At 36.7% G+C, this 22,580-nt stretch carries 15 protein-coding genes; 11 read left to right on the forward strand and 4 right to left on the reverse strand.

Going from position 1 to position 22,580, the window contains the following annotated elements:
* Positions 1-163 precede the first annotated feature (163 nt).
* The 3 genes from F6U93_RS10610 to F6U93_RS10620 are packed head-to-tail and all read left to right on the forward strand — an operon-like array spanning position 164 to position 8,573.
* Complete coding sequence (locus tag F6U93_RS10610) at positions 164-6,643, forward strand: alpha-2-macroglobulin family protein (protein WP_150939601.1); 6,480 nt, start codon at positions 164-166, stop codon at positions 6,641-6,643.
* Positions 6,644-6,651: 8 nt separating this feature from the next.
* A complete protein-coding gene (locus F6U93_RS10615) occupies positions 6,652-7,155 on the forward strand; it encodes a hypothetical protein (protein WP_150939603.1) in 504 nt (167 codons plus the stop codon).
* Positions 7,152-8,573, forward strand: a complete 1,422-nt coding sequence (locus F6U93_RS10620) for a T9SS type A sorting domain-containing protein (RefSeq protein WP_150939605.1) — start codon at positions 7,152-7,154, stop codon at positions 8,571-8,573. Before F6U93_RS10615 ends, F6U93_RS10620 begins: the two co-directional genes overlap by 4 nt.
* A 10-nt stretch (positions 8,574-8,583) precedes the next feature.
* Here the strand turns inward: F6U93_RS10620 and F6U93_RS10625 are convergent, their stop codons facing one another.
* The 3 genes from F6U93_RS10625 to F6U93_RS10635 form a co-directional block, all read right to left on the reverse strand.
* Positions 8,584-9,306, reverse strand: a complete 723-nt coding sequence (locus F6U93_RS10625) for an SDR family oxidoreductase (RefSeq protein ID WP_150939607.1) — start codon at positions 9,304-9,306, stop codon at positions 8,584-8,586.
* Between the two features lie 508 nt (positions 9,307-9,814).
* Entirely contained in the window at positions 9,815-10,810 is a 996-nt protein-coding gene (obgE, locus tag F6U93_RS10630) for a GTPase ObgE (RefSeq protein WP_150939609.1), read from the reverse strand.
* 151 nt (positions 10,811-10,961) lie between these two features.
* On the reverse strand, positions 10,962-12,071 hold the full coding sequence (locus tag F6U93_RS10635; RefSeq protein WP_150939610.1) for an adenylate kinase: 1,110 nt from the start codon (positions 12,069-12,071) through the stop codon (positions 10,962-10,964).
* Between the two features lie 302 nt (positions 12,072-12,373).
* Between F6U93_RS10635 and F6U93_RS10640 the strand changes: the two genes are divergently transcribed.
* The 5 genes from F6U93_RS10640 (at position 12,374) to F6U93_RS10660 (ending at position 17,066) form a co-directional block, all read left to right on the forward strand.
* On the forward strand, positions 12,374-13,528 hold the full coding sequence (locus tag F6U93_RS10640; protein ID WP_150939612.1) for a 5-(carboxyamino)imidazole ribonucleotide synthase: 1,155 nt from the start codon (positions 12,374-12,376) through the stop codon (positions 13,526-13,528).
* 2 nt (positions 13,529-13,530) lie between these two features.
* A complete protein-coding gene (purE, locus tag F6U93_RS10645; RefSeq protein ID WP_150939614.1) occupies positions 13,531-14,010 on the forward strand; it encodes a 5-(carboxyamino)imidazole ribonucleotide mutase in 480 nt (159 codons plus the stop codon).
* Positions 14,011-14,163: 153 nt separating this feature from the next.
* Complete coding sequence (locus tag F6U93_RS10650) at positions 14,164-16,203, forward strand: M3 family metallopeptidase (protein WP_150939615.1); 2,040 nt, start codon at positions 14,164-14,166, stop codon at positions 16,201-16,203.
* A gap of 47 nt (positions 16,204-16,250) precedes the next feature.
* On the forward strand, positions 16,251-16,802 hold the full coding sequence (locus F6U93_RS10655) for a sigma-70 family RNA polymerase sigma factor (protein WP_150939617.1): 552 nt from the start codon (positions 16,251-16,253) through the stop codon (positions 16,800-16,802).
* Between the two features lie 3 nt (positions 16,803-16,805).
* Positions 16,806-17,066: a hypothetical protein gene (locus F6U93_RS10660; protein WP_150939619.1), complete on the forward strand. Its 261-nt coding sequence runs from the start codon at positions 16,806-16,808 to the stop codon at positions 17,064-17,066.
* Here F6U93_RS10660 and F6U93_RS10665 read toward each other — a convergent pair.
* A complete protein-coding gene (locus F6U93_RS10665; RefSeq protein ID WP_150939621.1) occupies positions 17,046-17,864 on the reverse strand; it encodes a UbiA prenyltransferase family protein in 819 nt (272 codons plus the stop codon). The two genes, F6U93_RS10660 and F6U93_RS10665, sit on opposite strands and share 21 nt — an antisense overlap.
* A gap of 120 nt (positions 17,865-17,984) precedes the next feature.
* Here F6U93_RS10665 and gcvP point away from each other — a divergent pair, with 120 nt between their 5' ends.
* From gcvP to F6U93_RS10680, 3 genes are all read left to right on the forward strand, one after another.
* Entirely contained in the window at positions 17,985-20,834 is a 2,850-nt protein-coding gene (gcvP, locus tag F6U93_RS10670) for an aminomethyl-transferring glycine dehydrogenase (protein ID WP_150939623.1), read from the forward strand.
* Between the two features lie 104 nt (positions 20,835-20,938).
* Positions 20,939-21,997: a 3-oxoacyl-ACP synthase III family protein gene (locus F6U93_RS10675; RefSeq protein ID WP_150939625.1), complete on the forward strand. Its 1,059-nt coding sequence runs from the start codon at positions 20,939-20,941 to the stop codon at positions 21,995-21,997.
* Positions 21,998-22,055: 58 nt separating this feature from the next.
* Entirely contained in the window at positions 22,056-22,577 is a 522-nt protein-coding gene (locus F6U93_RS10680; RefSeq protein WP_150939627.1) for a methyltransferase, read from the forward strand.
* The last annotated feature ends 3 nt before the right edge of the window (positions 22,578-22,580 follow it).

Consider the following 22,580-nt stretch of genomic DNA (forward strand, 5'->3'; position numbering starts at 1 on the left):
CTCAAGCTTAATAAATTAGCCGGCTGAGCCCATTTTTTCTTAACAAAATGATTAACTTTCCTGATTTAACAAAAGTTATGAAATTGACTCTTGTTTTTGGAATGGCTTTTGAGACCAACTAAACCACAAATTTAAAGTAGACCCCGACACAAACTCAGTATTTATGAGGCATACGCTATTATTAATAATTGTTCTTTTTTCCTTAAACCTCACCCAAGCACAAAATCAGTACCCTGATTTATGGAAAAAAGTAGAAGCTTTTGAACTTGAAGGCTTACCACAATCAGCGCTAAAAACACTAAAAACCATTGAAAAAAAGGCAAAACGCGCTGAAAATCATGAGCAAATCATCAAAGTGATGCTTTTTAAGAGCAAATTTAACCTGATTTTAGAGGAAGAGGCTCAGCTCCAAATCATCAATGATTTTAAATCTGAAATTAGCAAAAATGAGGCACCAACTAAAAACGTACTCGAAAACATATTGGCGCATTTATACTGGCAGTATTTCAACGAAAACAAAGATCAGTTTTATAGCCGAACCAAAACTTCTAAAAAAGTAAATGCTGAAGATTTTAGAACCTGGGATTTACAAACGCTCTTTCATGAAATTCATGTGCATTATCAAAGTTCATTGCAAGATGAAGCTTTACTAAAACAAGCCTCTATAGAACAGTATAGCGTCATTATAAAAAAACAAGGAAATTCCACAGCACTTAGACCTACCCTATTTGATTTTTTAAGCCACAATGCCTTAGAATTTTACGAAACCGATGAAACTAGCATTACCCAGCCGGCTTATAAATTTGAAATAGACCAGTCTGAATACCTCTCCTCAGCTGAACAATTTTCTAAATTACAAATTGAATCAAAAGACAGCACGTCATTACAACTTAACGCACTTAAAATTTACAAGGCGCTCATTAAATTTCATTTGAATGACAAAACTTTTGAAGCGCTTAGCGATGTGGATATTCAACGTATCAACTTTGTTTACGATCATGCGACTTTTGACAATAAGGAAAATTTAAAGCTAGAAGCCTTAAAAATGGCTAGTAAGACCATTACAAATCACGATAGCGCAGGATTATACAATTTTGAAATTGCTAAAATATATTACAAACAAAGCGAATCTTACAGTTCACAAATTAATGAAGAGAACCGTTGGAAAGCCAAAGAAGCCTTAGTGCTTTGCAATGAAATAATTAAAACCTACCCCGAAAGTAGAGCTGCAGAAAAATGTGTGGTTTTAAAATCAAAAATAAACAAATTCCATGTTGAAATAACGTCTGAGAGTTACATCCCTAATAGAAAAGCGTCGCGTCTATTAATTAACTACAAAAACATAGACACTTTAGATTTTCAAGTTTATAAACTGAGTAAAACTCAGGTTAAAACCTTTACTGGGCTTTATAGAAAGGACCAAAAACTATCCTTTTTAGATGAATTATCGCCATTGGAATCATGGACTAGCAAACTTAGAAATGAACAAGATTTTCAAACACACACTACCGAAGTTGTTGTTCCTAAATTAGATAATGGAAACTATGTCATCCTCGCTCGAGTTAAAAAAGATGAAGACACTTTTGCTTTTACCACGATTCAGGTCACAGATTTTGCTTTGGTTGAAACGGAATCTACAGCATTTAAAATATTCCAAATAATCAACCGAAATAACGGCACACCCATTACCAAAGCTCAAATTGAAGCTTCTTACTACCAGCAAAATTCTAGAACATTAGAGCGTAAATCTTATGAAACCAACAACCTTGGTATTTTTAAAATTGAAAAGGGTGATTACTTCTACAGAAATATCAACTTAAAAGTTTCCAAAAATAAGGATACCGCCTATTTTGGTGACTATTACATCAACAAGCGCTACAATAATCAGGCTGAGACCACAAAGCAACATAAGGCGTTTATTTTTACCGACCGCAGCATTTATAGACCTGGACAAACCGTTTATTTCAAAGCCATTGCTATGGAAACCACCGCTGGAAAATCGGTGGTTCTGGCTAACAGGCCACTAAAAGCAACACTCCACAATGTTAATGGAGAAGAACTCATGCAACTTGATTTAATAACCAATGATTTTGGATCAATTGCAGGAGATTTTATACTCCCTAATAATGGCGTAACTGGTCGATACAATATAACGGTTACTAAGCCTACCAACGAAATACAGTTGTTTGCAAGACAAGATATCTCGGTTGAAGAATATAAACGCCCTAAGTTTGAAACTACTTTTGACCCCATTACCGAAACCTTTCGTGTAAATGATTCCATACATGTAAAAGGAAAAGCCTTAGCTTTTTCGGGAAGCAACATTACAGACGCCAAAGTGGTTTATCGCATACATCGCAAGGTGGAATACCCATTTTGGTCCTCTAGGTATCGTCCCTATTCGTATAATGCGGCACAAGAAATCACCCATAGTGAAATAAAAACAGATGCTTCTGGTCAATTTGAAATCACTTTTAAAGCCCTTCCCGACGCTAGTGTAGACAAAGAAAGCTTACCTATTTTCACCTATGAAATTACTGCAGATGTCACCGATTTAAACGGAGAAACACACAGTGAAACCACCACTATAAAAGTGGGTTATCACGCGTTGGAGGCGAAATTAAATATTGAAGCGTACTTGAATAAATCTGAAGGAAAGCAAGAATTAATCATAGATACCAAAAACTTAAATGGTGCTTTTGTTCCTACGGAAGGCCTTATTAAAATATACAAACTTCAGGCACCGAACCGTGTCTTACGAGAACGACCATGGGAAGCCCCAGATTATAAAAAGTTATCTGAAGCTGAATTTAAAACCTTGTTTCCACACGAGGCTTACGCAAATGAACACCTTTCAGACCACTGGAAAAAAGGAGCTTTGGTTGTAGAAAAGCCTTTTAATACGGCTGATTCCAAAACTATACCCCTAGACGACCTTGACCATTGGGAATCGGGGCAGTACGTCATTACTTTAGAAGCGAAAGACAAGTTTGGTCAATTGGTAAAAGATGAAGCTAAAACCACGCTTTTCAGTCAGAATGATAAAACTTTAGCCGACCAAGAATTATTTAGTGTTACTACAGATAAAACAAGCTACAATCCAAATGAAACGGCTTACGTGACTTTGGGGTCTTCTGCTGAAAATATCGCTGTAACGCTTAGTATTGAAAAAGGCAAAAAAATCATTAAAACTGAAATTATAAATCTAAACAACAGTAAAAAGACCATCGCGATTCCCGTTACAAAAAATGACATTGGTGGATTTGCCGTACACTACAGTTTTGCTGCTTTTAACAGTTACAGTTCTGGCAAAAAAATTATTACTGTGGCTTATCCAGAAACCGGTTTACAAATTGAAACACTAACTTTTAGAGATAAAATCCAACCTGGCGCTCAAGAAACCTGGGAATTTAAAATTAAAGGTCCGCAAGGCGAAAAAGTAAGCGCAGAGTTATTAGCAAGCATGTACGATGCCTCTCTTGATCAGTTTAAATCACATAACTGGAAATTCAACCCAATAGCTAAACCAACCTATTACTCTCGCATTTTTAAGAACGGATATAACAGCTTTAAAACTCAAAATTTCACAGCTTACAACCCGAAAAACACAGAAACCTATCCCACCCAACTCTACGATAAATTCAACTGGTATGGTTTTGACATGAATAACCAGAACACAAATAAGCGTTATTTAAATGAATTACGAACCAAACAAGAATCTAAATACAGTAGCTCAGTTAAAAAAGGCTTTGTTTCAGGAACAATTTACGATGAAACTGGAGCGCCTATTCCTGCCGTGAACATTATTATTAAAGGCACGTCAAGAGGAACCATGACCAATTTTGATGGTAATTTTTCTATTAAAGCCAGTAAAGGGGACATTCTAGAAATCACTTATATCGGTTTTGATTCACAGGAAATTACCATCGCCAACAAAAACTTTTTCCATGCATACCTAACAGCAAACACCGACCATTTAGACGAGGTCGTTGTATTAGGTTATGGCGCCGCACCTCGAGCAGCAACCAACCTCACCGGGGCTGTTCAAAAAGTAGAAGCTGATGAGGCTGATGTAGGAGCATCAGAAACTCCCACTGTAACTATTCGAGGTAATGCTCGTATTTCTGGAAACAATAAACCTTTGTGCATCGTTGATGGAAAAATCACTGAAGACATTTCAGGTATAGACCCAGATGACATCCTGTCTATGGACATTTTAAAAGACGCTGCTTCTACTGCAATTTATGGAAGTAAAGCTAAAAATGGTGTTGTAATTATCACCACTAAAAATGGTTTGAACGCCATGTCTCAAGTAGAAGTTAGAAAGAACCTCAAAGAAACGGCGTTTTTCTTTCCACAGTTAAATACCGATAAAACAGGAAATATCAGTTTTAGTTTTGAAACACCAGAAGCTTTAACCCAATGGAAACTGCAATTATTGGCTCATACAAAATCCTTAGAGAGTACGACTAAACAGTTTACCACCATCACACAAAAAGAACTTATGGTGAGTCCCAATGCCCCACGTTTTTTACGCGAAGGAGACCGCATTACAATAAGCGCTAAAATTGCCAACCTCACAAAAAAAATAATGTCAGGTGATGCTACTTTAATCCTAAGCGATGCCATTTCTGGAAAAGACCTCAACACCGCACTGGGCAACGCCGTAAACAGCAAATCATTTTCAGTAGATGCCAACGGCAACACCCAAGTCTCTTGGCAACTAAGCATCCCTGACAACATACAAGCTGTACAGTATAAGATTATAGCTAAATCAGAAAGCTTTAGTGACGGCGAACAAAACACAGTTCCTGTTTTATCGAACCGTATATTGGTTACTGAAACCCTACCTATGTGGATTAATAGCAATCAAACAAAAACATTCACACTCGAAAAGCTTAAAAATAACAGCTCAGCCACACTAAAAAATCATAAGTTAACTTTGGAAATCACTTCCAACCCAGCATGGTATGCGGTTCAAGCTTTGCCTTACTTGATGGAATATCCTTTTGAATGCAATGAACAAACCTTTAGTAAATATTACGCCAATGCTTTAGCGAGGCACATTGTAACTTCAAATCCTAAAATTGAAGCTGTTTTTAATGAGTGGAAATCGCAAGAGGCTTTAATTTCTAATCTTGAAAAGAACCCGGAATTAAAATCCATTTTAATTCAAGAAACACCTTGGTTGCGTGATGCACAGAGTGAAACCGAACAGAAAAAACGCATCGGCTTATTATTTGATTTGAATCAAATGACTAGCAGTTTACAGGCCACGCTTAACAAACTAAAATCAAATCAACTTAGTTCTGGAGCTTGGCCTTGGTTTAACGGAGGCAGAGAAAGCCGTAACATTACGCAGCATATTATCACTGGCTTCGGACATTTAGACAAACTTGGAGTGTCTTCAGAAAACACTTCAAATATGATTCAGAAAGCTATAAGATATCTTGATACTGAATTTGTTGAAGAATATAAAAACCTTAAGAAATACGATGATAAGGTCGATTTAAGTAAAGACCAATTAAGCACCACACAACTGCATTACTTATACATGAGAAGTTTCTTCCCTGAAATTAAAAAATCAGAAGAAGTTGTGCATATCATCAATTACTACCAAACACAAATTGAGAACTATTGGTTGAAACGTCCATTATACGCTAAAGGGTTAATGGCTTTAATTTCATTTAGAAATGAGAACATCAATACAGCCAATAAGATTATGGCTTCTTTAAAGGAAACCAGTATCACTTCAGAAGAACTTGGAATGTACTGGAAAGAAAATACAAACTCATTGTTGTGGTACCAAGCCCCTATTGAAACACAGGCACTTTTAATTGAAGCTTTTTCAGAAATTAAAAATGATAAAAAGCGTATAGACAAGCTAAAAATGTGGCTACTCAAAAACAAGCAAACCAACCGTTGGAGTACAACAAAAGCAACGACTAACGCGGTTTACGCTTTACTCCTACAAGGTAGCGATTGGTTAAGTGTTTCTGATTTGGTTGAAGTTAAAGTGGGCAATCGAACCATTGACCCTACAAAACTGGACCATGTAAAAACTGAAGCAGGAACTGGTTATTACAAAACCTCTTGGTCTGCTTCTGAAATCACACCTAAAATGAGTGAAGTTACCCTCAATAAAAAAGGTGAAGGCATCGCTTGGGGTAGTTTGTACTGGCAGTATTTTGAGGATTTAGATAAAATCACTTCTGCTGAAACGCCTTTATCTTTAAAGAAGACATTATTTTTAAAAACCAATACAGACACCGGCAAAGCCCTTACTGAAATAACAAAAAACACTAAGCTTAAAGTAGGAGATTTAGTAACTGTTAGAATAGAATTACGCAGTGATAGAGCCATGGAATTTCTTCATATGAAAGATATGCGTGCCGCTGGTTTAGAACCTACAAACGTAATTTCAACCTACAAATGGCAAGACGGCTTAGGTTATTATGAAAGCACTAAAGATGCTAGTACCAATTTCTTTTTTGATTACTTGCCAAAAGGCGTTTATGTTTTTGAGTATGACCTAAGGGTAAATAACGCTGGAGACATGAGCAATGGCATTACAACTATTGAAAGCATGTATGCTCCAGAATTCAAAAGCCACAGCGAAGGTGTCAGAATTCAAACCCAATAAAACAAGTCATGAAAAATTTCTCATTCAAAAGGTATAAAGCTACAATTCTGCTTGCCATCGTTTTAGGGTTTGTTCAGGCTTGTAAAACCACAAAAACAGAAACACCCATAGAAACTACGACTGAGGAAAACCCTAAAATCATTTTTTTAACTTACAGCATTAATGAATCGCCATCAGGAGAAAGAAGCATGACCTTTATAAATCAAAAAACTGTTGATGGCTACTTAAAACCAAATAGTGATCATTCTGCAAATAACGCTGTTGATGGTGACTTGATCTGTTTGCAATTTGATGAACAGTCTAATATTATAGATCGTAGTTTGATAAAAAACCCATTAAAAAAAACCATAGAATCTTTAAATGATTCTAAAAGTTTCGAAACTGAGACTGTTCATGTGACTACTACGAAATTCACCAATAGAATTTCCTTAAAAAGAAATACCAAAATCATCACAATTAGTAACTTTGCCAACTCAAAAAATCTGATTAGCACTAAGATAAGCCAGGAATGAAAATCTTTTTACCATATATAACACTCTTTTTTGCTGCGATTCAACTATCAAATGCACAAAGCTTCCCTGTAGAAGCTATTAAAATTTCTGGTGATGATGACAAAAAGATAAACATTGTCATTTTAAGTGAAGGTTACCAAGCTAGTGAATTGGACAAATTTATCACAGACGCAAAGAGTTATTCAAACACCATATTTAATACGAGTCCGTTTAAAGAGTACGCCAATTACTTTAACGTGTATGCTATCAAAGTACCCTCAAATGAAAGTGGTGCTGACCACCCAGGAACAGCTACAGATTTAGCAGAACCAGCCCACCCAACACAAATGGTAGACACTTACTTCAACAGCACCTTTGATGCCTATGGCAGGCACAGACTCCTATTTTATGAAATTGACGGAAATGCTGCCAATAATACAGAAATCAAAATCACAAATGTATTGGCTGATAATTTCCCTATGTATGACCAAGGTTTAATTCTTGTTAACACTCCGCATTACGGAGGTAGCGGCGGCCAATTTCCTGTAACTTACAATGGCCATTGGGGTGTATATGTAGCCATGCACGAAATGGGACACTCCTTATTTAACCTGTTAGACGAGTATTATCCTGGGGATCATTTGGCTCGCGAAGGCATTAACATGACTCAAGAAACAGATCCTACTCGAGTAAAATGGAAAAATTGGTATAATGTAAATAAAGCAGGAATCCATCAGTATTATTCAGGGGCAACACCTAAAGACTGGTACAAACCAAACGCGGGCACCTGTATCATGGAAGTTATTGACAAACCTTTTTGTGCGGTCTGTAAAGAAGGTATTGTTGAAAAAATTCATGAATTAACAACACCTATTGACAGCTATTTACCAAATACCACAACGGTAGATGCCGAAAATTTCCCTATAGGTTTTGAATTACAACTCACCACTCCAAATCCAAATACCTTAAAAAGCACCTGGAACTTAAACGCGCTCCCCTATGCGTCTGATGTCGATGCCGTTGCAATCACAGAAGCTGATTTACTTAAAGACACCAACGTCTTAACCGCAATAGTTACCGACAACACCGATTTAGTCATGGTAGATAATCATGAAAGTGTTCATGCCTATGTAGTTACTTGGACGATTAATTACTCAACTTTTGGCATCACAGAAATTGAAAGCGAAACGCATAGATTCCATATTTCCATATATCCTAATCCATCAAACAACCTAGTTAATTTAGAATTTGAAGGCACTCATAATGCGCCTTTAAAAATTGACATTATTAGTATGGATGGCAAACAAATTAAAACTATTAACGTTTCTAGCTTAGAACCTCAACAAATAGATATCAGCCATTTGAATTCTGGAATCTATATTGCAAATTTCTATTCCGGAAATTCTTTAATTTCAAGTAAACGCTTAGTCAAAAACTAAATTCTAATGCTTATTTAGTTGGTGGCATGGTAGGACGCACCTCAATTTTACTCGGCAAGGTTCTCGGGTTCATTTTTAGTAAATCAACAACCATTTCACCAAGGTCTTCTATTTGAATTTTCCAATCGTCTTTAGCGTCTGGCTCGTTACCATTAAAATGTGTTGACACAGAGCCTGGCATAATGGTACTCACTTTAACACCGTGCTGTCTTAAATCTAACATCACCGATTGGGTGAACCCCGTTACACCAAATTTACTGGCATTATAAGCCGAACCTTTTGCAAAAAAATTGGCTCCGGCTAAACTTGAAATCGTAATAAAATAACCTTTAGATTTTTTAAGGGCTTCCACACTGGCTTTGATGGTATAAAAAACACCTGTTAAATTGGTATCAATAGTGTCTTGCCACTGCTCGACAGACAACTCTTCTATAGATGCGAAATGACCTAAACCCGCATTTGCAATCACATAATCAAGCTGTTTATACTTGCTCACCACTTTTCTAACTACATTTTGCTGACTCTCAAAATCACGTACATCTGCCTTAATACCCAGTGCTAAAGGACTCTTAGCTCTAGAATTCAACATTTTTGCAGATTCATCAGCGGCCTCGGCACTTCTACTGGTTATTACAACATGAACTCCTTGTGCAATTAAAGCTTCAGCGATACCATAACCGATACCTTTTGTACCTCCCGTAATTAATGCAACTTTATTTTTTAATGTTTCCATGATAGTTATTAGTTAAAATTACAAAATGAAATATAAAGATTAGAGTTTATAGCGTTATGATAGTTATAAAATAACAGATTGCGTCAGGTTTTACAGCGGTTTTTGTTTGAAATTACTATAAGATAATAGTCTGCTTCGTTGCACAACGAGGATGATTTTTTTCTTTATTCGGAAACAGAAAGGAAAAAAGGGCGTTTTATTGCGGTAATTTCAAATACGAAATGGTATTAATATCTAAGGGAAAAACATTTAACCTGAACAAATACCAATGAAGTCTTTTGTTTGCGTTAGGGATTGCAACGGAAATCCTTTTTAAAAGAGCCAGAAGAATAATCATAAACCATGTCATATACCCGATTATAAACACGCGCAATACCATGAGAACGCACAACGCTTTTAAAAAGATTGCAGTGGAAAGCCCGACCTTTAGGGAACGCCCAAAAGCCGTGAATATCAAATTATATTATTTATGAAAAATTTTACGCTTTCGCGGAAGCAATAACGTTTACTAATTCAACATCTTCCAAAGGACATCTTTAAGCTCAGTAATCCCTTTCTGGGCAACTGAAGAGATGAACATATAAGGAATTGGCAATTCGTTATCGAGTTCTTCTTTCATTTCAGCTTTAAGCTCTTCATCGAGCATATCGCTTTTTGAAATGGCGATAATACGTTCCTTATCCAACATTTCTGGATTGTAACGACGCAGCTCGTCTAAAAGAATATCGTATTGCTTTTTAATATCTTCAGCATCGGCTGGAATTAAAAATAGTAATATGGAATTACGCTCAATATGACGTAAAAAGTAATGCCCTAAACCTCTTCCTTCGGCCGCACCTTCAATAATACCCGGAATATCGGCCATGACAAAGGTTTGGTATTCACGATATTTTACAATACCTAAATTAGGTTTTAGGGTGGTAAACTCGTAATCGGCAATTTTAGGTTTTGCTGAAGTCACTACCGAAAGCAAAGTCGATTTCCCCGCATTTGGGAAACCTACAAGTCCGACGTCGGCCAACACCTTTAACTCCATGGTCACGTAGCGTTCTTCCATAGGGAGTCCCGGTTGGGCGTAACGTGGCGTTTGATTGGTAGATGATTTGAAGTGCCAGTTTCCTAAGCCACCTTTTCCTCCTTGGGCTAAGATACGCTCCTCGCCTTCTTCAGTGATTTCAAAAAGAATTTCGTTGGTTTCGGTATCACGAATTACGGTTCCCAGAGGCACATCAATGTACACATCTTCACCATCACTACCAAAGCTTCGGCCGCTACTACCATGATCACCATGGCCAGCGCGAATGTGTTTCTTAAACTTTAAATGAAGAAGGGTCCATAGGTTTGATTGCCCACGAACAATAACATGTCCGCCACGACCTCCATCACCACCATCAGGGCCACCTTTTGCGATATATTTTTCGCGATGTAAATGCGAAGAGCCTTTACCTCCGTTTCCGGAAGACACATACATTTTTACGTAGTCTACAAAATTCCCTTCAGTCATTGTCTTTATTTATTTATAATTCCCGCGAAGGCGGGAATCTTTTTTAATGAAGTTATATTAAATACCTTCTTGGGTATAAACAAACTATTATTAAAATGTATAGTTGTTTTATGAGATTCCCACCTTCGTGGGAATTCCATAAAGTTTTAATCTATAATTTATCAATTACAGCACTTAAACGCTCTGTAATATCCTCTATGCTCCCAACACCATCAACACCAAAGTATTTATCTTGAGCTGAATAGTATTCTTTTAAGATAGCGGTTTTGTTATAATATTCTGTGATTCTATTTCTAATGATAGATTCGTTAGCGTCGTCTGCACGGCCGCTTGTTTTCCCTCTTCCTAGAAGACGTTGCACTAAAATCTCATCTTCAACTTCTAGGGCAATCATGGCATTTATTTGAGAATCTTTAGAATCCATTAATTTCTCTAAAGCTTCTGCTTGTGCATTAGTACGTGGAAAACCATCAAAGATAAATCCTTTAGCATCGGCATTCTTTTCAACTTCTGCGTTAAGCATATCAATAGTCACTTGGTCTGGTACCAATTCACCTTTATCGATATATGATTTTGCTAGCATCCCTAAAGCGGTTTCGTTTTTAATATTAAATCTAAAAACATCACCTGTAGAGATATGTACTAAGTTATACTTTTCCTTTAAAAATTCTGCTTGCGTTCCTTTACCGGCACCAGGAGGGCCAAATAACACTAGGTTTGTCATATGTTGAGTTTGTTTTATTTGATATACTTCTGGCAAGTTTCTTCCTAAACCATCATAATCTAAGCCGTAACCCACTATGAATTTGTTTGGAATTTCAATACCGACATAATGCAGTTTAAAATCTTTTTTATAAGCTTCTGGTTTGTAGAAAAGCGTGGCTATTTTTAAAGATTTTACATTTTCATTTTTAAAAATACGATGAACTTCGGCTAAAGTATTTCCTGTATCAATAATATCCTCCAGAATAATTACCGTACGTCCAGTTAAGTCTTGCGTTAATCCTATTAAGCGTTGTATATCTTCGGTAGATTTCACACCTTCATAAGACGCTAACTTAATAAAAGTCACCTCACAAGGCTTAGGGTATTTCTTAACAAAATCGCTAACCACCATAAATGAGCCGTTCAAAATACCAATAAACATAGGGACTATATCACCTAAATCATCAGCTATTTCTGTGGCCATACGTTGTAGTGCATCATCTATCTGTTTGGCTGAAATAAAGGGCTTAAAGAACTTATCGTGTAGCTTGATCAAAACTTAAATTTATTTTAAAGAGGCAAAGATAATCAATAGATTGAGCAATAACCATTTTTTGATTTTGATTTTAGGAACTAATTTAAGATTTAACCGTATTTTTGCCTATCCTAATTTCGATATATATCATGTTCACTTTAAAATGACTTAAATAAAAAGCAGGTATTTTTTGTTTAGACGAAAAAGAAAACGCAAGCATAGCTATAGCTACGGTTAAGTTTCATTTTGAAGTATAAACGAAAAAGAACATATTTTAATAGGTTATTTTATGGTAAAAATGGTATTAGTAAAAAACACATTTAATGAATTATTTTTCATCAAACTTTAAACTTGGTATTTTAGGTGGCGGCCAACTTGGTAAAATGCTACTGTACAACACACGAAAATTCGATATTTACACCGCAGTGTTAGACTCTAGCGATGAAGCGCCTTGCAAAATTGCTTGTGACGATTTTCAGCTGGGTGATTTAATGGACTATGATGCGGTTTATAACTTCGGAAAACAAGTCGATGTTTTAACTTTTGAAATTGAAAACGTTAATGTTGATGCCCTTGAAGCTCTAGAAAAAGAAGGCGTAAAAGTTTATCCTTCTTCTAAAACCTTAAGAACCATTCAAAACAAAGCTACGCAGAAGTTATTCTACGTTGATAACGACCTGCCTACCGCAGCGTTTTCACGTTTTGCTTACACTTCTGAAATTAAAGATGCCATTGCTCATGGTGGTGTAACATTGCCTTTTGTTTGGAAATGTGCGCAGTTTGGTTACGATGGTACCGGGGTGAAAATTGTAAAATCGGTTGATGATTTAACAGATTTACCAAATGTGGAATGTATAGCAGAATCGTTAGTGCCTTTTAAAAACGAATTGGCTGTGATTGTGTCTAGAAGCGCTTCAGGCGAAATGAAAACGTATCCGGTTGTAGAAATGGAATTTCACCCAGAGGCCAACCAAGTGGAGTATGTGATTTGTCCGGCAAGAATTCCAGAAGCCATTGCTAAAAAAGCCGAAGATGTGGCTTTAGCGGCTTCAAAAGCCTTTAACCATGTGGGGCTATTAGCTGTTGAAATGTTTCAAACCCAAGATGATACTATTCTCATTAACGAAGTCGCACCAAGACCTCACAATTCTGGTCACCAAACTATTGAAGCGAGTTATACTTCGCAATTTGAACAGCACATCAGAGCGATATTAAACTTACCTTTAGGCCGCACTGATAATAAAGTTGGAGGTGTTATGGTTAACTTAGTAGGCGCTGAAGGCTATTCTGGAAATGTGGTTTATGAAAACATAGAAAACATCATGAAGTTAGATGGTGTAACACCACACATTTACGGTAAGAAACAAACGCGACCGTTTAGAAAAATGGGACATGTGACCATTGTGAATGAAGATTTAAATGAAGCGAGACGCGTTGCCGAAGAAGTAAAAAACAGTATTAAAGTAATAAGCGAATAGATATGAGTAAAGTAGGCGTTATTATGGGAAGCAAAAGCGACCTTCCCGTTATGCAAGATGCAATCGACATCTTAAAAGGTTTTGATATTGAAGTGGAAGTTGATATTGTTTCAGCACACCGCACACCAGAAAAATTATTTGATTATGGTAAAAACGCTCATACCAGAGGCTTTTCTGTCGTTGTGGCTGGCGCTGGTGGCGCAGCACATTTACCAGGTATGATTGCATCATTATCACCACTACCTGTTATTGGAGTGCCTGTAAAAAGCAGCAACTCTATTGATGGTTGGGATTCTGTATTATCTATTTTACAGATGCCTGGAGGTGTTCCTGTAGCTACAGTAGCCTTAAACGGTGCTAAAAACGCAGGTATTCTTGCAGCTCAAATTATTGGCGCAAGCGATAAATGTGTACTCGATAAAATAGTGATGTATAAAGAAGGCTTGAAAGTGAAGGTTCACGAATCAGCAAGAGATTTATAGTATGAAAAAAGCCCCAAAAATAAATTTGGGGCTTTTCAGCTATTAACAAATAATTCTATTGAGTTAGTCACTCTGCAATTATGACTTCAAAAATACGTATTTTTTTATTATGCATACATAGTAAATTAAATATTTAACATATAAATTAAAGAAATGATAAATAAATCACTAATCACCCCTTACAATACTAATTTTCAAACGGCTCCATTCTCAAAACTAAAAAATGAGGATTTTTTACCAGCCTTCAAAGATTCTATTGAAAGTGCTAAAAAAGAGATTGATAGTATCACAAACAACACTGAAAAGCCTTCCTTTGAAAACACCATTGAAGCTTTAGACTTCTCGGGCGAACAGCTAGACCGTTTGGGGAGTATTTTCTTTAATTTAAATTCTGCAGAAACTAACGAAACCATTCAAAACATCGCACAAGAGGTATCACCATTACTATCAGAATTTAGTAACGATATCACTTTAAATGAAGCCCTTTTTAAACGTGTAAAAGCGGTTTATGATGCTAAAGATGATTTAGATTTAACGGTTGAACAACAAACATTACTTGATAAAAAATACAAAGGTTTCTCTAGAAACGGCGCTAATCTAGCGGAAGACAAAAAGCAAAAACTAAGAGACATCGACAAGCAATTGAGTAAGTTGAGTCTTAAATTTGGTGAAAACGTCTTGGCGGAAACCAACAAGTTTGAAATGCTAATTACCGATGAATCCGATTTATCTGGCCTTCCGGAAGGCACCATTGAAGCTGCTAAACAGTTAGCTGAATCTAAGGACAAAGACGGTTGGATGTTTACCTTGGATTACCCGAGCTACATTCCGTTTCTCACCTATGCCGACAACCGCGAACTCAGAAAAAAATTAGCTCTAGAAGCAGGTGCTAAAGCCTTTAAAGGTGATGCTTTAGACAACCAAGAAAACGTTCTCAAAATCGTAAAACTACGCCATGAGCGCGCAAACTTATTAGGCTACAAAACCCACGCCCACTTTGTTTTAGAAGAACGTATGGCTGAAACTCCAGAAAACGTTACAAACTTTTTAAACGAACTTTTAGAGAAAGCGAAGCCTGCGGCTGAAATTGAATTCGAAAAACTTGAGGCCTTCGCCAAAGAACGTGACAATCTTGATCACCTTGAAAAATGGGACGGCGCTTATTATTCTGAAAAATTAAAACAGAAACTATTCAGTTTAGATGATGAGCTTCTCAAACCATATTTCAAACTAGAAAATGTTATAAACGGTGCTTTTATAATAGCCAATAAATTATTCGATTTAAATTTTGAAGAAATTAACGACATCGACAAGTACCACGACGATGTTTTAACTTATAAAGTGACCGACGCTAACGGCGATTTAGTCGCTATCTTTTACGCCGATTTTTTTCCAAGAGCAGGAAAACGAAACGGTGCTTGGATGACGGTTTACAAACCACAATACGTTAAAAATGGCGAAAATAGCAGGCCACACATTTCAATAGTTTGTAATTTCACTAAACCTACAAAAAGTAAACCTTCACTTTTAACCTTTAATGAAGTGACGACTTTATTCCATGAATTTGGACATGCCCTACATGGTATGCTAGCCAATACCACTTACCCGAGTCTTTCTGGAACTAGTGTGTATTGGGATTTTGTAGAATTACCAAGTCAAGTTTTAGAAAACTGGTGCTACGAAAAAGAGGCCTTAGAGTTGTTCGCAACACATTACGAAACAGGCGAAGTAATTCCTATGGATTTGGTTGAAAAAATTAAAGAATCAGCGGCTTTTCACGAAGGGATGCAAACGTTACGTCAGTTAAGTTTTGGTTTACTAGACATGAGCTGGCATGGTCAAGACCCTAGCAATATTTCAGACGTGAAAGCGCATGAAAAAGAAGCCTTTAAAAAAACTACGCTCTACCCTGAAGTTGAAGAAAACTGTATGAGCACAGCGTTTTCTCATATTTTCCAGGGTGGCTATTCGTCTGGGTATTACAGCTACAAATGGGCTGAAGTACTCGACGCCGATGCTTTTGAATATTTTAAAGAAACAGGTCTTTTTAATAAGACCATAGCTCAAAAATTTAAGGACAATGTACTGTCTCAAGGAGGCACCGAAAACCCAATGACACTTTACAAGCGTTTTAGAGGTCAAGAGCCTCAACCTGAAGCTTTGTTACGACGTGCGGGATTAATCTCTAAATAAAATTCATTTTTTTCAACTACATTTGAAACTCTAAATATCGTTTGTCAATGCCAAATCACCAAATTAACCCTAATAAGTGGATCGATCTATATTCAGATTACTTATTCAATTACACCATTTCGCGTGTAAGTGACCGAGTCATGGCGCAAGATTTGGTGCAGGATACTTTTTTGGCAGCATTAAAATCAATGAAAAACTTTAAGGGTGAAGCCAGTGAGCGTACTTGGCTTATCTCTATTTTAAAGCGAAAAATCATTGACCATTACCGTAAAACAAACTCCAATAAAGGTAAAGCTGAAGTCCGAATTAACTACAGAGATTCCGAAAGTGAAGGCGATTGGCTAGAAGAGCGTGTTGCCGACCCTTACGATAAAACAGCGGAAAACGATATAGAAAACACCGAACTCGGTGATGCCATACATAACTGCTTGAGTAAATTGCCCGCCAAACAAGCTGAAGTCTTTAAAATGAAAACCATTCTTAATTATGAAACAGAAACAATCTGTAATGAACTGAATATTACAGCGTCTAATCTCTGGGTAATCATTCACAGAGCACGAACCGCTATGGCAGATTGTTTAAAAGAAAATTGGTTATAAGTTATGAGTAGGATAAGGATTTTCATGCCTTGCGAAGAGGCGAGTCAGGTTTGTGACAAAGTACAGTACAAAGAAGCTTCGCTTTGGGAAAAAATAAAGCTAAACTTACATGTTGTTTTATGCATGAGTTGCCGTAAACACACTAAAGTGAACACCAAATTATCAGAATGCATTAAAAAATCGAATATCGATTGCTTAGACCCCAAATGCAAGGAAGTCATGAAAAAAACTTTAGACAAGGCACTAAAAAATTACCAATCCTAAAAGTAACCACAGTATGGGTAAAGCTTCAACCCAAAAGGAAGCGTAATATTTTCGTTGCACGGTTCTGGAAAACCAAACCATACTTCCTGTTACAGACAGTACAATCGCCAAGACCCCCATTCTAGAAACAGAAAACTGTGTTTTAAAACACTCCAGAACTAAAATAAAAGCCAAAAGTAGCCCCCCTAAAACCTTAGTTTTTTTTAGCCCAATTTTCTGCGGAATGGTTTCTAAATTCAAAGCATCATGTTTTAAATCACGTATTTCAAAAGGCAACATCAAAGCGAGTACATAAGCAAAACGCTGAACGCCCATTAACAGCACATCTTGAGTCATGGCAAAACCTTCATTAATTACTGGTAGAAATACGCTCACTCCCATCCACACCACAGCTATAATATAAACTTTCAGACCTTCTACCTGTCGTAAATTTCTCGTATTTCCGCGCAAAAACGGAAAAGCATAAAAAAAAGTTAACGCTGAAAACACACCCATAATTAAAAGGCTTTGGAGTTTCAAATGCAGACCAAAATAACACATCAGTAAAAAGGAAAAAAACGAACAAACATGAATCCATTGCAGCCAATTTCCGAAGCGCTTTTTATAAAATTTTCCAAGCCCATAAATTTTAACAAAATTATAACCCGAAATGGTAGCAAAGAAAACAAAGCAAAGTACTACTTTATCAAAACCTAAGCCCAACTCCAACAAGGTCACCCAACACAGTGACATAGCCGCTAAAGCCACGTGAATACTACTATATATATAGAAAGCAAAACCCTTTTTTAACAAATTCATAAAACAAATGTAGTTAAAGTGTTGCTAGAGAATTCAATTCGTTGAAAACTTTCGATTTTTCGCAATAAAACACCATAAATATTCATTAATTTTGCGAATTATTTATACAAATACACTTTTATGAATACAAACGCGTTTGCTTTGCGTCATATTGGCCCTAGAGAAGAGGACCAAAACCTTATGTTAGAAACTCTAGGTTTAGACTCGTTAGATCAATTAATTTACGAAACCATTCCTGATGATATTCGTTTAAAAAAACCGCTTGATTTAGACCAGCCAATGACCGAGTATGAATACTTACTTCATATTCATGCTTTGTCTCAAAAAAATAAAGTTTACAAAACTTATATTGGTTTAGGCTATCATCCCACGGTTTTACCAGCGGTGATTCAACGTAACGTTTTAGAAAATCCAGGTTGGTACACGGCATATACGCCTTATCAAGCTGAGATTGCCCAAGGCCGACTTGAAGCTTTATTGAATTTCCAAACCATGATTATCGATTTAACCGGTATGGAAATTGCCAATGCATCACTTTTAGATGAAAGTACAGCAGCTGCAGAAGCCATGAGCTTATTATTTGCAGTACGCGAACGTGACCAGAAAAAGGCAGGAATTAATAAATTCTTTGTTTCAGAACATATTTTACCTCAAACCTTATCGGTACTTCAAACAAGAGCAACACCTATAGGTATTGAACTCGTTGTTGGTAATGAAGAAACTTTCGATTTTTCTTCTGAATTTTTCGGAGCGCTTTTACAGTACCCTGGAAAAGCTGGTCAAATTACAGACATTGAATCTTTCATTTCAAAAGCAAACGACGCTAGAATTAAAGTCGCTGTGGCTGCCGATATTTTAAGCTTAATAAAATTAGAAGCACCAGGGGAATTTGGTGCTGATGTTGTTGTTGGTACCACCCAACGTTTTGGTATTCCAATGGGATATGGAGGACCTCACGCAGCTTATTTTGCCACTAAAGAAGCGTATAAACGTGATTTACCTGGACGTATTATTGGTGTTTCTAAAGACATGAACGGCAATCGCGCCCTTCGTATGGCTTTACAAACTAGAGAACAACACATTAAACGTGATAAAGCCACTTCTAATATTTGTACTGCACAAGTACTTTTAGCCGTTATGGCAAGTATGTATGCCGTATACCACGGCCCGAAAGGCTTAAAATTTATCGCCAATAAAATTCACAACAAAACAGCAACCTTAGCAAAGGCCTTAGAGGAATTAGGGTACGAACAAATAAACAACTCGTATTTTGATACGCTTCAGATAAAAACAAAAGCAAAAAAGATTGAAAAAATTGCTTCTCATAAAAAAGTAAATTTCTTTTATCCTGATAAAAAGACCGTGACCATTTCTATAAACGAAACAACTTCGGTTAGCGACATCAACGACTTAATTGCCATCTTCGCTAAAGCTGCAAAGAAAAAAACGATTAAAGTTTCTGAAGTTGAGCAACACAATAACATTTCAGAAAACATACAAAGAACTACAGATTTCTTAACAGAAGACGTGTTTAACAGTCATCATTCTGAAACTGAATTAATGCGTTACATCAAAATGCTTGAGCGCAAAGATTTATCATTAAACCATTCTATGATTTCTTTAGGGTCTTGTACCATGAAATTGAATGCAGCTTCAGAAATGCTACCGCTTAGCTCTGTAAACTGGGGAACCATTCACCCGTTTGCCCCTTTAAAACAGGCTAAGGGTTACTTAACCATTCTTAAGGAATTAGAAGATCAATTAACCGAAATCACAGGTTTTGCTGCCACTTCGTTACAACCAAATTCTGGTGCTCAAGGGGAGTTAGCTGGACTTATGGTGATTAAAGCTTACCACGAATCTCGTAATGACCATCATAGAAATATTTGTTTAATTCCTTCATCTGCTCACGGTACAAACCCTGCGAGTGCGGTAATGGCCGGTATGAAAGTGGTCGTAACAAAATCTACTGCTGAAGGAAACATTGATGTTGATGATTTACGTGAAAAAGCAGAATTACACGCTGATAATTTATCTTGTTTAATGGTAACTTATCCCTCTACACACGGGGTTTACGAATCTGCTATTAAAGAAATCACTAAGATTATTCATGATAATGGCGGACAAGTTTACATGGATGGTGCCAATATGAATGCCCAAGTTGGATTAACAAATCCTGGAAATATTGGTGCAGACGTTTGTCACTTAAACCTTCATAAAACCTTTGCCATTCCACACGGTGGTGGTGGTCCTGGCGTTGGCCCAATTTGTGTTGCTGAGCAACTCGTGCCTTTCTTACCTGGAAACCCGATTATAAAAACTGGTGGTGAAAAAGCCATTACTGGTATTTCTGGAGCACCGTTTGGTTCTGCTTTAGTTTGCTTGATATCTTACGGATACATCAAAATGTTAGGAGCCGAAGGATTAACAGAATCAACCAAAGTTGCTATATTAAACGCGAATTACATCAAAAATCGTTTACAAGGCAGTTTTGACACCTTATATTCAGGTGAACGTGGTAGAGCAGCACACGAAATGATTGTAGACTGTCGTGCTTTTAAAGCCAATGGTATTGAAGTGACCGATATCGCTAAGCGATTAATTGATTACGGTTTCCATTCACCTACCCTATCATTTCCAGTTGCTGGAACCTTAATGATTGAACCTACTGAAAGCGAAAGCAAAGCCGAAATCGATAGATTCTGTGATGCTTTGATTTCTATTAAGAATGAGATAGATAACGCTTCAAAAGACGATGATAACAACGTTTTAAAAAATGCACCGCATACACTTGCTATGGTCACTGCCGATACTTGGGAGTTCCCATACAGCCGTGAACAAGCTGCTTTTCCAATAGATTATGTGAAAGACAATAAGTTTTGGCCAAGCGTAAGACGTGTGAATGATGCTTATGGTGATAGAAATTTAATATGCTCTTGTGCGCCTATTGAAGACTATATTGAAGCTTAAAATTAAGGTTGAACATCGTAAATATTAAACAAATTATAACCATCACTATTTAAAACGTTTTATATTGCTAGGTATTAAAATTTAATCAAGGCAACTCCTTTTTTATGAACATAAAAATAACAGGAACTGGAAGCTACATTCCTTCTATTGTAGAAAGAAACGAAGACTTTCATAAACATACATTTTTAAATAGTGATGGTTCAATAATTAATGCGCCTAGCGAAGTCATTGTCAAAAAATTCAAAGCCATTACAGGCATTAAAGAGCGTCGTTACATCAAAAAAGATTTAACCACCTCGAACATTGCGACTTTCGCTGCTGAAAAGGCTATTGATAAGGCCAATATTTCTAAAGAATACCTTGATTATATTATTGTTGCTCACAATTACGGTGATGTAAAAAACGGTAGCGTTCAAAGTGATACCGTGCCAAGCATTGCTTCTAGAGTAAAACATCTTTTAGGTATTGAAAACCCAAAATGTGTGGGTTACGATTTACTTTTTGGTTGCCCGGGGTGGATTCAAGGTGTGATTCAAGCGGAAGCTTTTATTAAATCTGGCATCGCCAAAAAATGCTTGATTATAGGCGCTGAAACTTTATCTCGTGTTGTTGACCCTTACGATAGAGATTCTATGATTTATAGTGATGGCGCCGGAGCTGTGGTTTTAGAAGCTACAGACGATAAAGGTGGTGTTTTAGCCCACGAAGCAGCTACTTTTGCCTTAGATGAATCTCATTTTATTTTCTTCGGAGAAACTTACAACCAGGAGAGTGATGACCCAAGGTGCTACATTAAAATGCACGGACGTAAAATTTACGAATTTGCATTAAACAACGTGCCTTTAGCCATGAAATCTTGCTTAGATAAAAGTGGCATTAACATTTCTAAAATCAAGAAAATCCTGATTCATCAAGCCAACGAAAAAATGGACGAAGCCATTGTAAAGCGTTTTTACGAACTTTACGATATGGAAATGCCCGAAGGCATCATGCCCATGAGTATTGGAAAACTTGGTAATTCTAGCGTTGCTACCGTGCCAACTTTATACGATTTAATTTTAAATGGTGAAATGGACGGACAAGAAATCAACAAAGGCGACCACATCATGTTTGCAAGTGTTGGTGCTGGCATGAACATCAACGCCATTGTTTACAAGGTATAAGCTTAGGAATTCATGATTTGTCGTTTCCGCTTTCACGGAAATAAAAAATAAACCATTCATGTACGAAAAAACATTTCCAAACAAACGTTTTAAACATACCATTGAATTTTTAGAAAAACACATCAACACTTCTGAATCTATTTTAGATTTAGGCGTTGTGAATCCGTTTTCTAAAATCATGAAAGCACATGGTTATCAGGTTGAAAATACAAAAGGAGAAGATTTAGACCTCGACACTTCAAACATTATAAATTCTGAAGCCGAAGTCGTTACAGCTTTTGAGATTTTTGAACACCTACTGTCCCCTTTTACCGTTCTTAAAGCGATTAAATCAGATAAATTGGTGGCTAGTATTCCGCTGAAACTTTGGTTTTCATCTGCTTACAGAAGTAAAACAGATATGTTGGACCGTCATTATCACGAATTTGAAGATTGGCAATTTGACTGGCTCTTAGAAAAAGCAGGCTGGAAAATTATAGACCGCCAAAAATGGACTAACCCAACTAAAAAAATTGGAATTCGCCCTATTTTACGTTGGTTCACACCAAGGTATTATATTGTTTATGCCGAACGTATTTAAAAG

Origin of the sequence: Pseudotamlana haliotis (assembly GCF_008806375.1) — a bacterium.
In the GTDB taxonomy this organism is placed as follows: Bacteria; Bacteroidota; Bacteroidia; order Flavobacteriales; family Flavobacteriaceae; genus Pseudotamlana; species Pseudotamlana haliotis.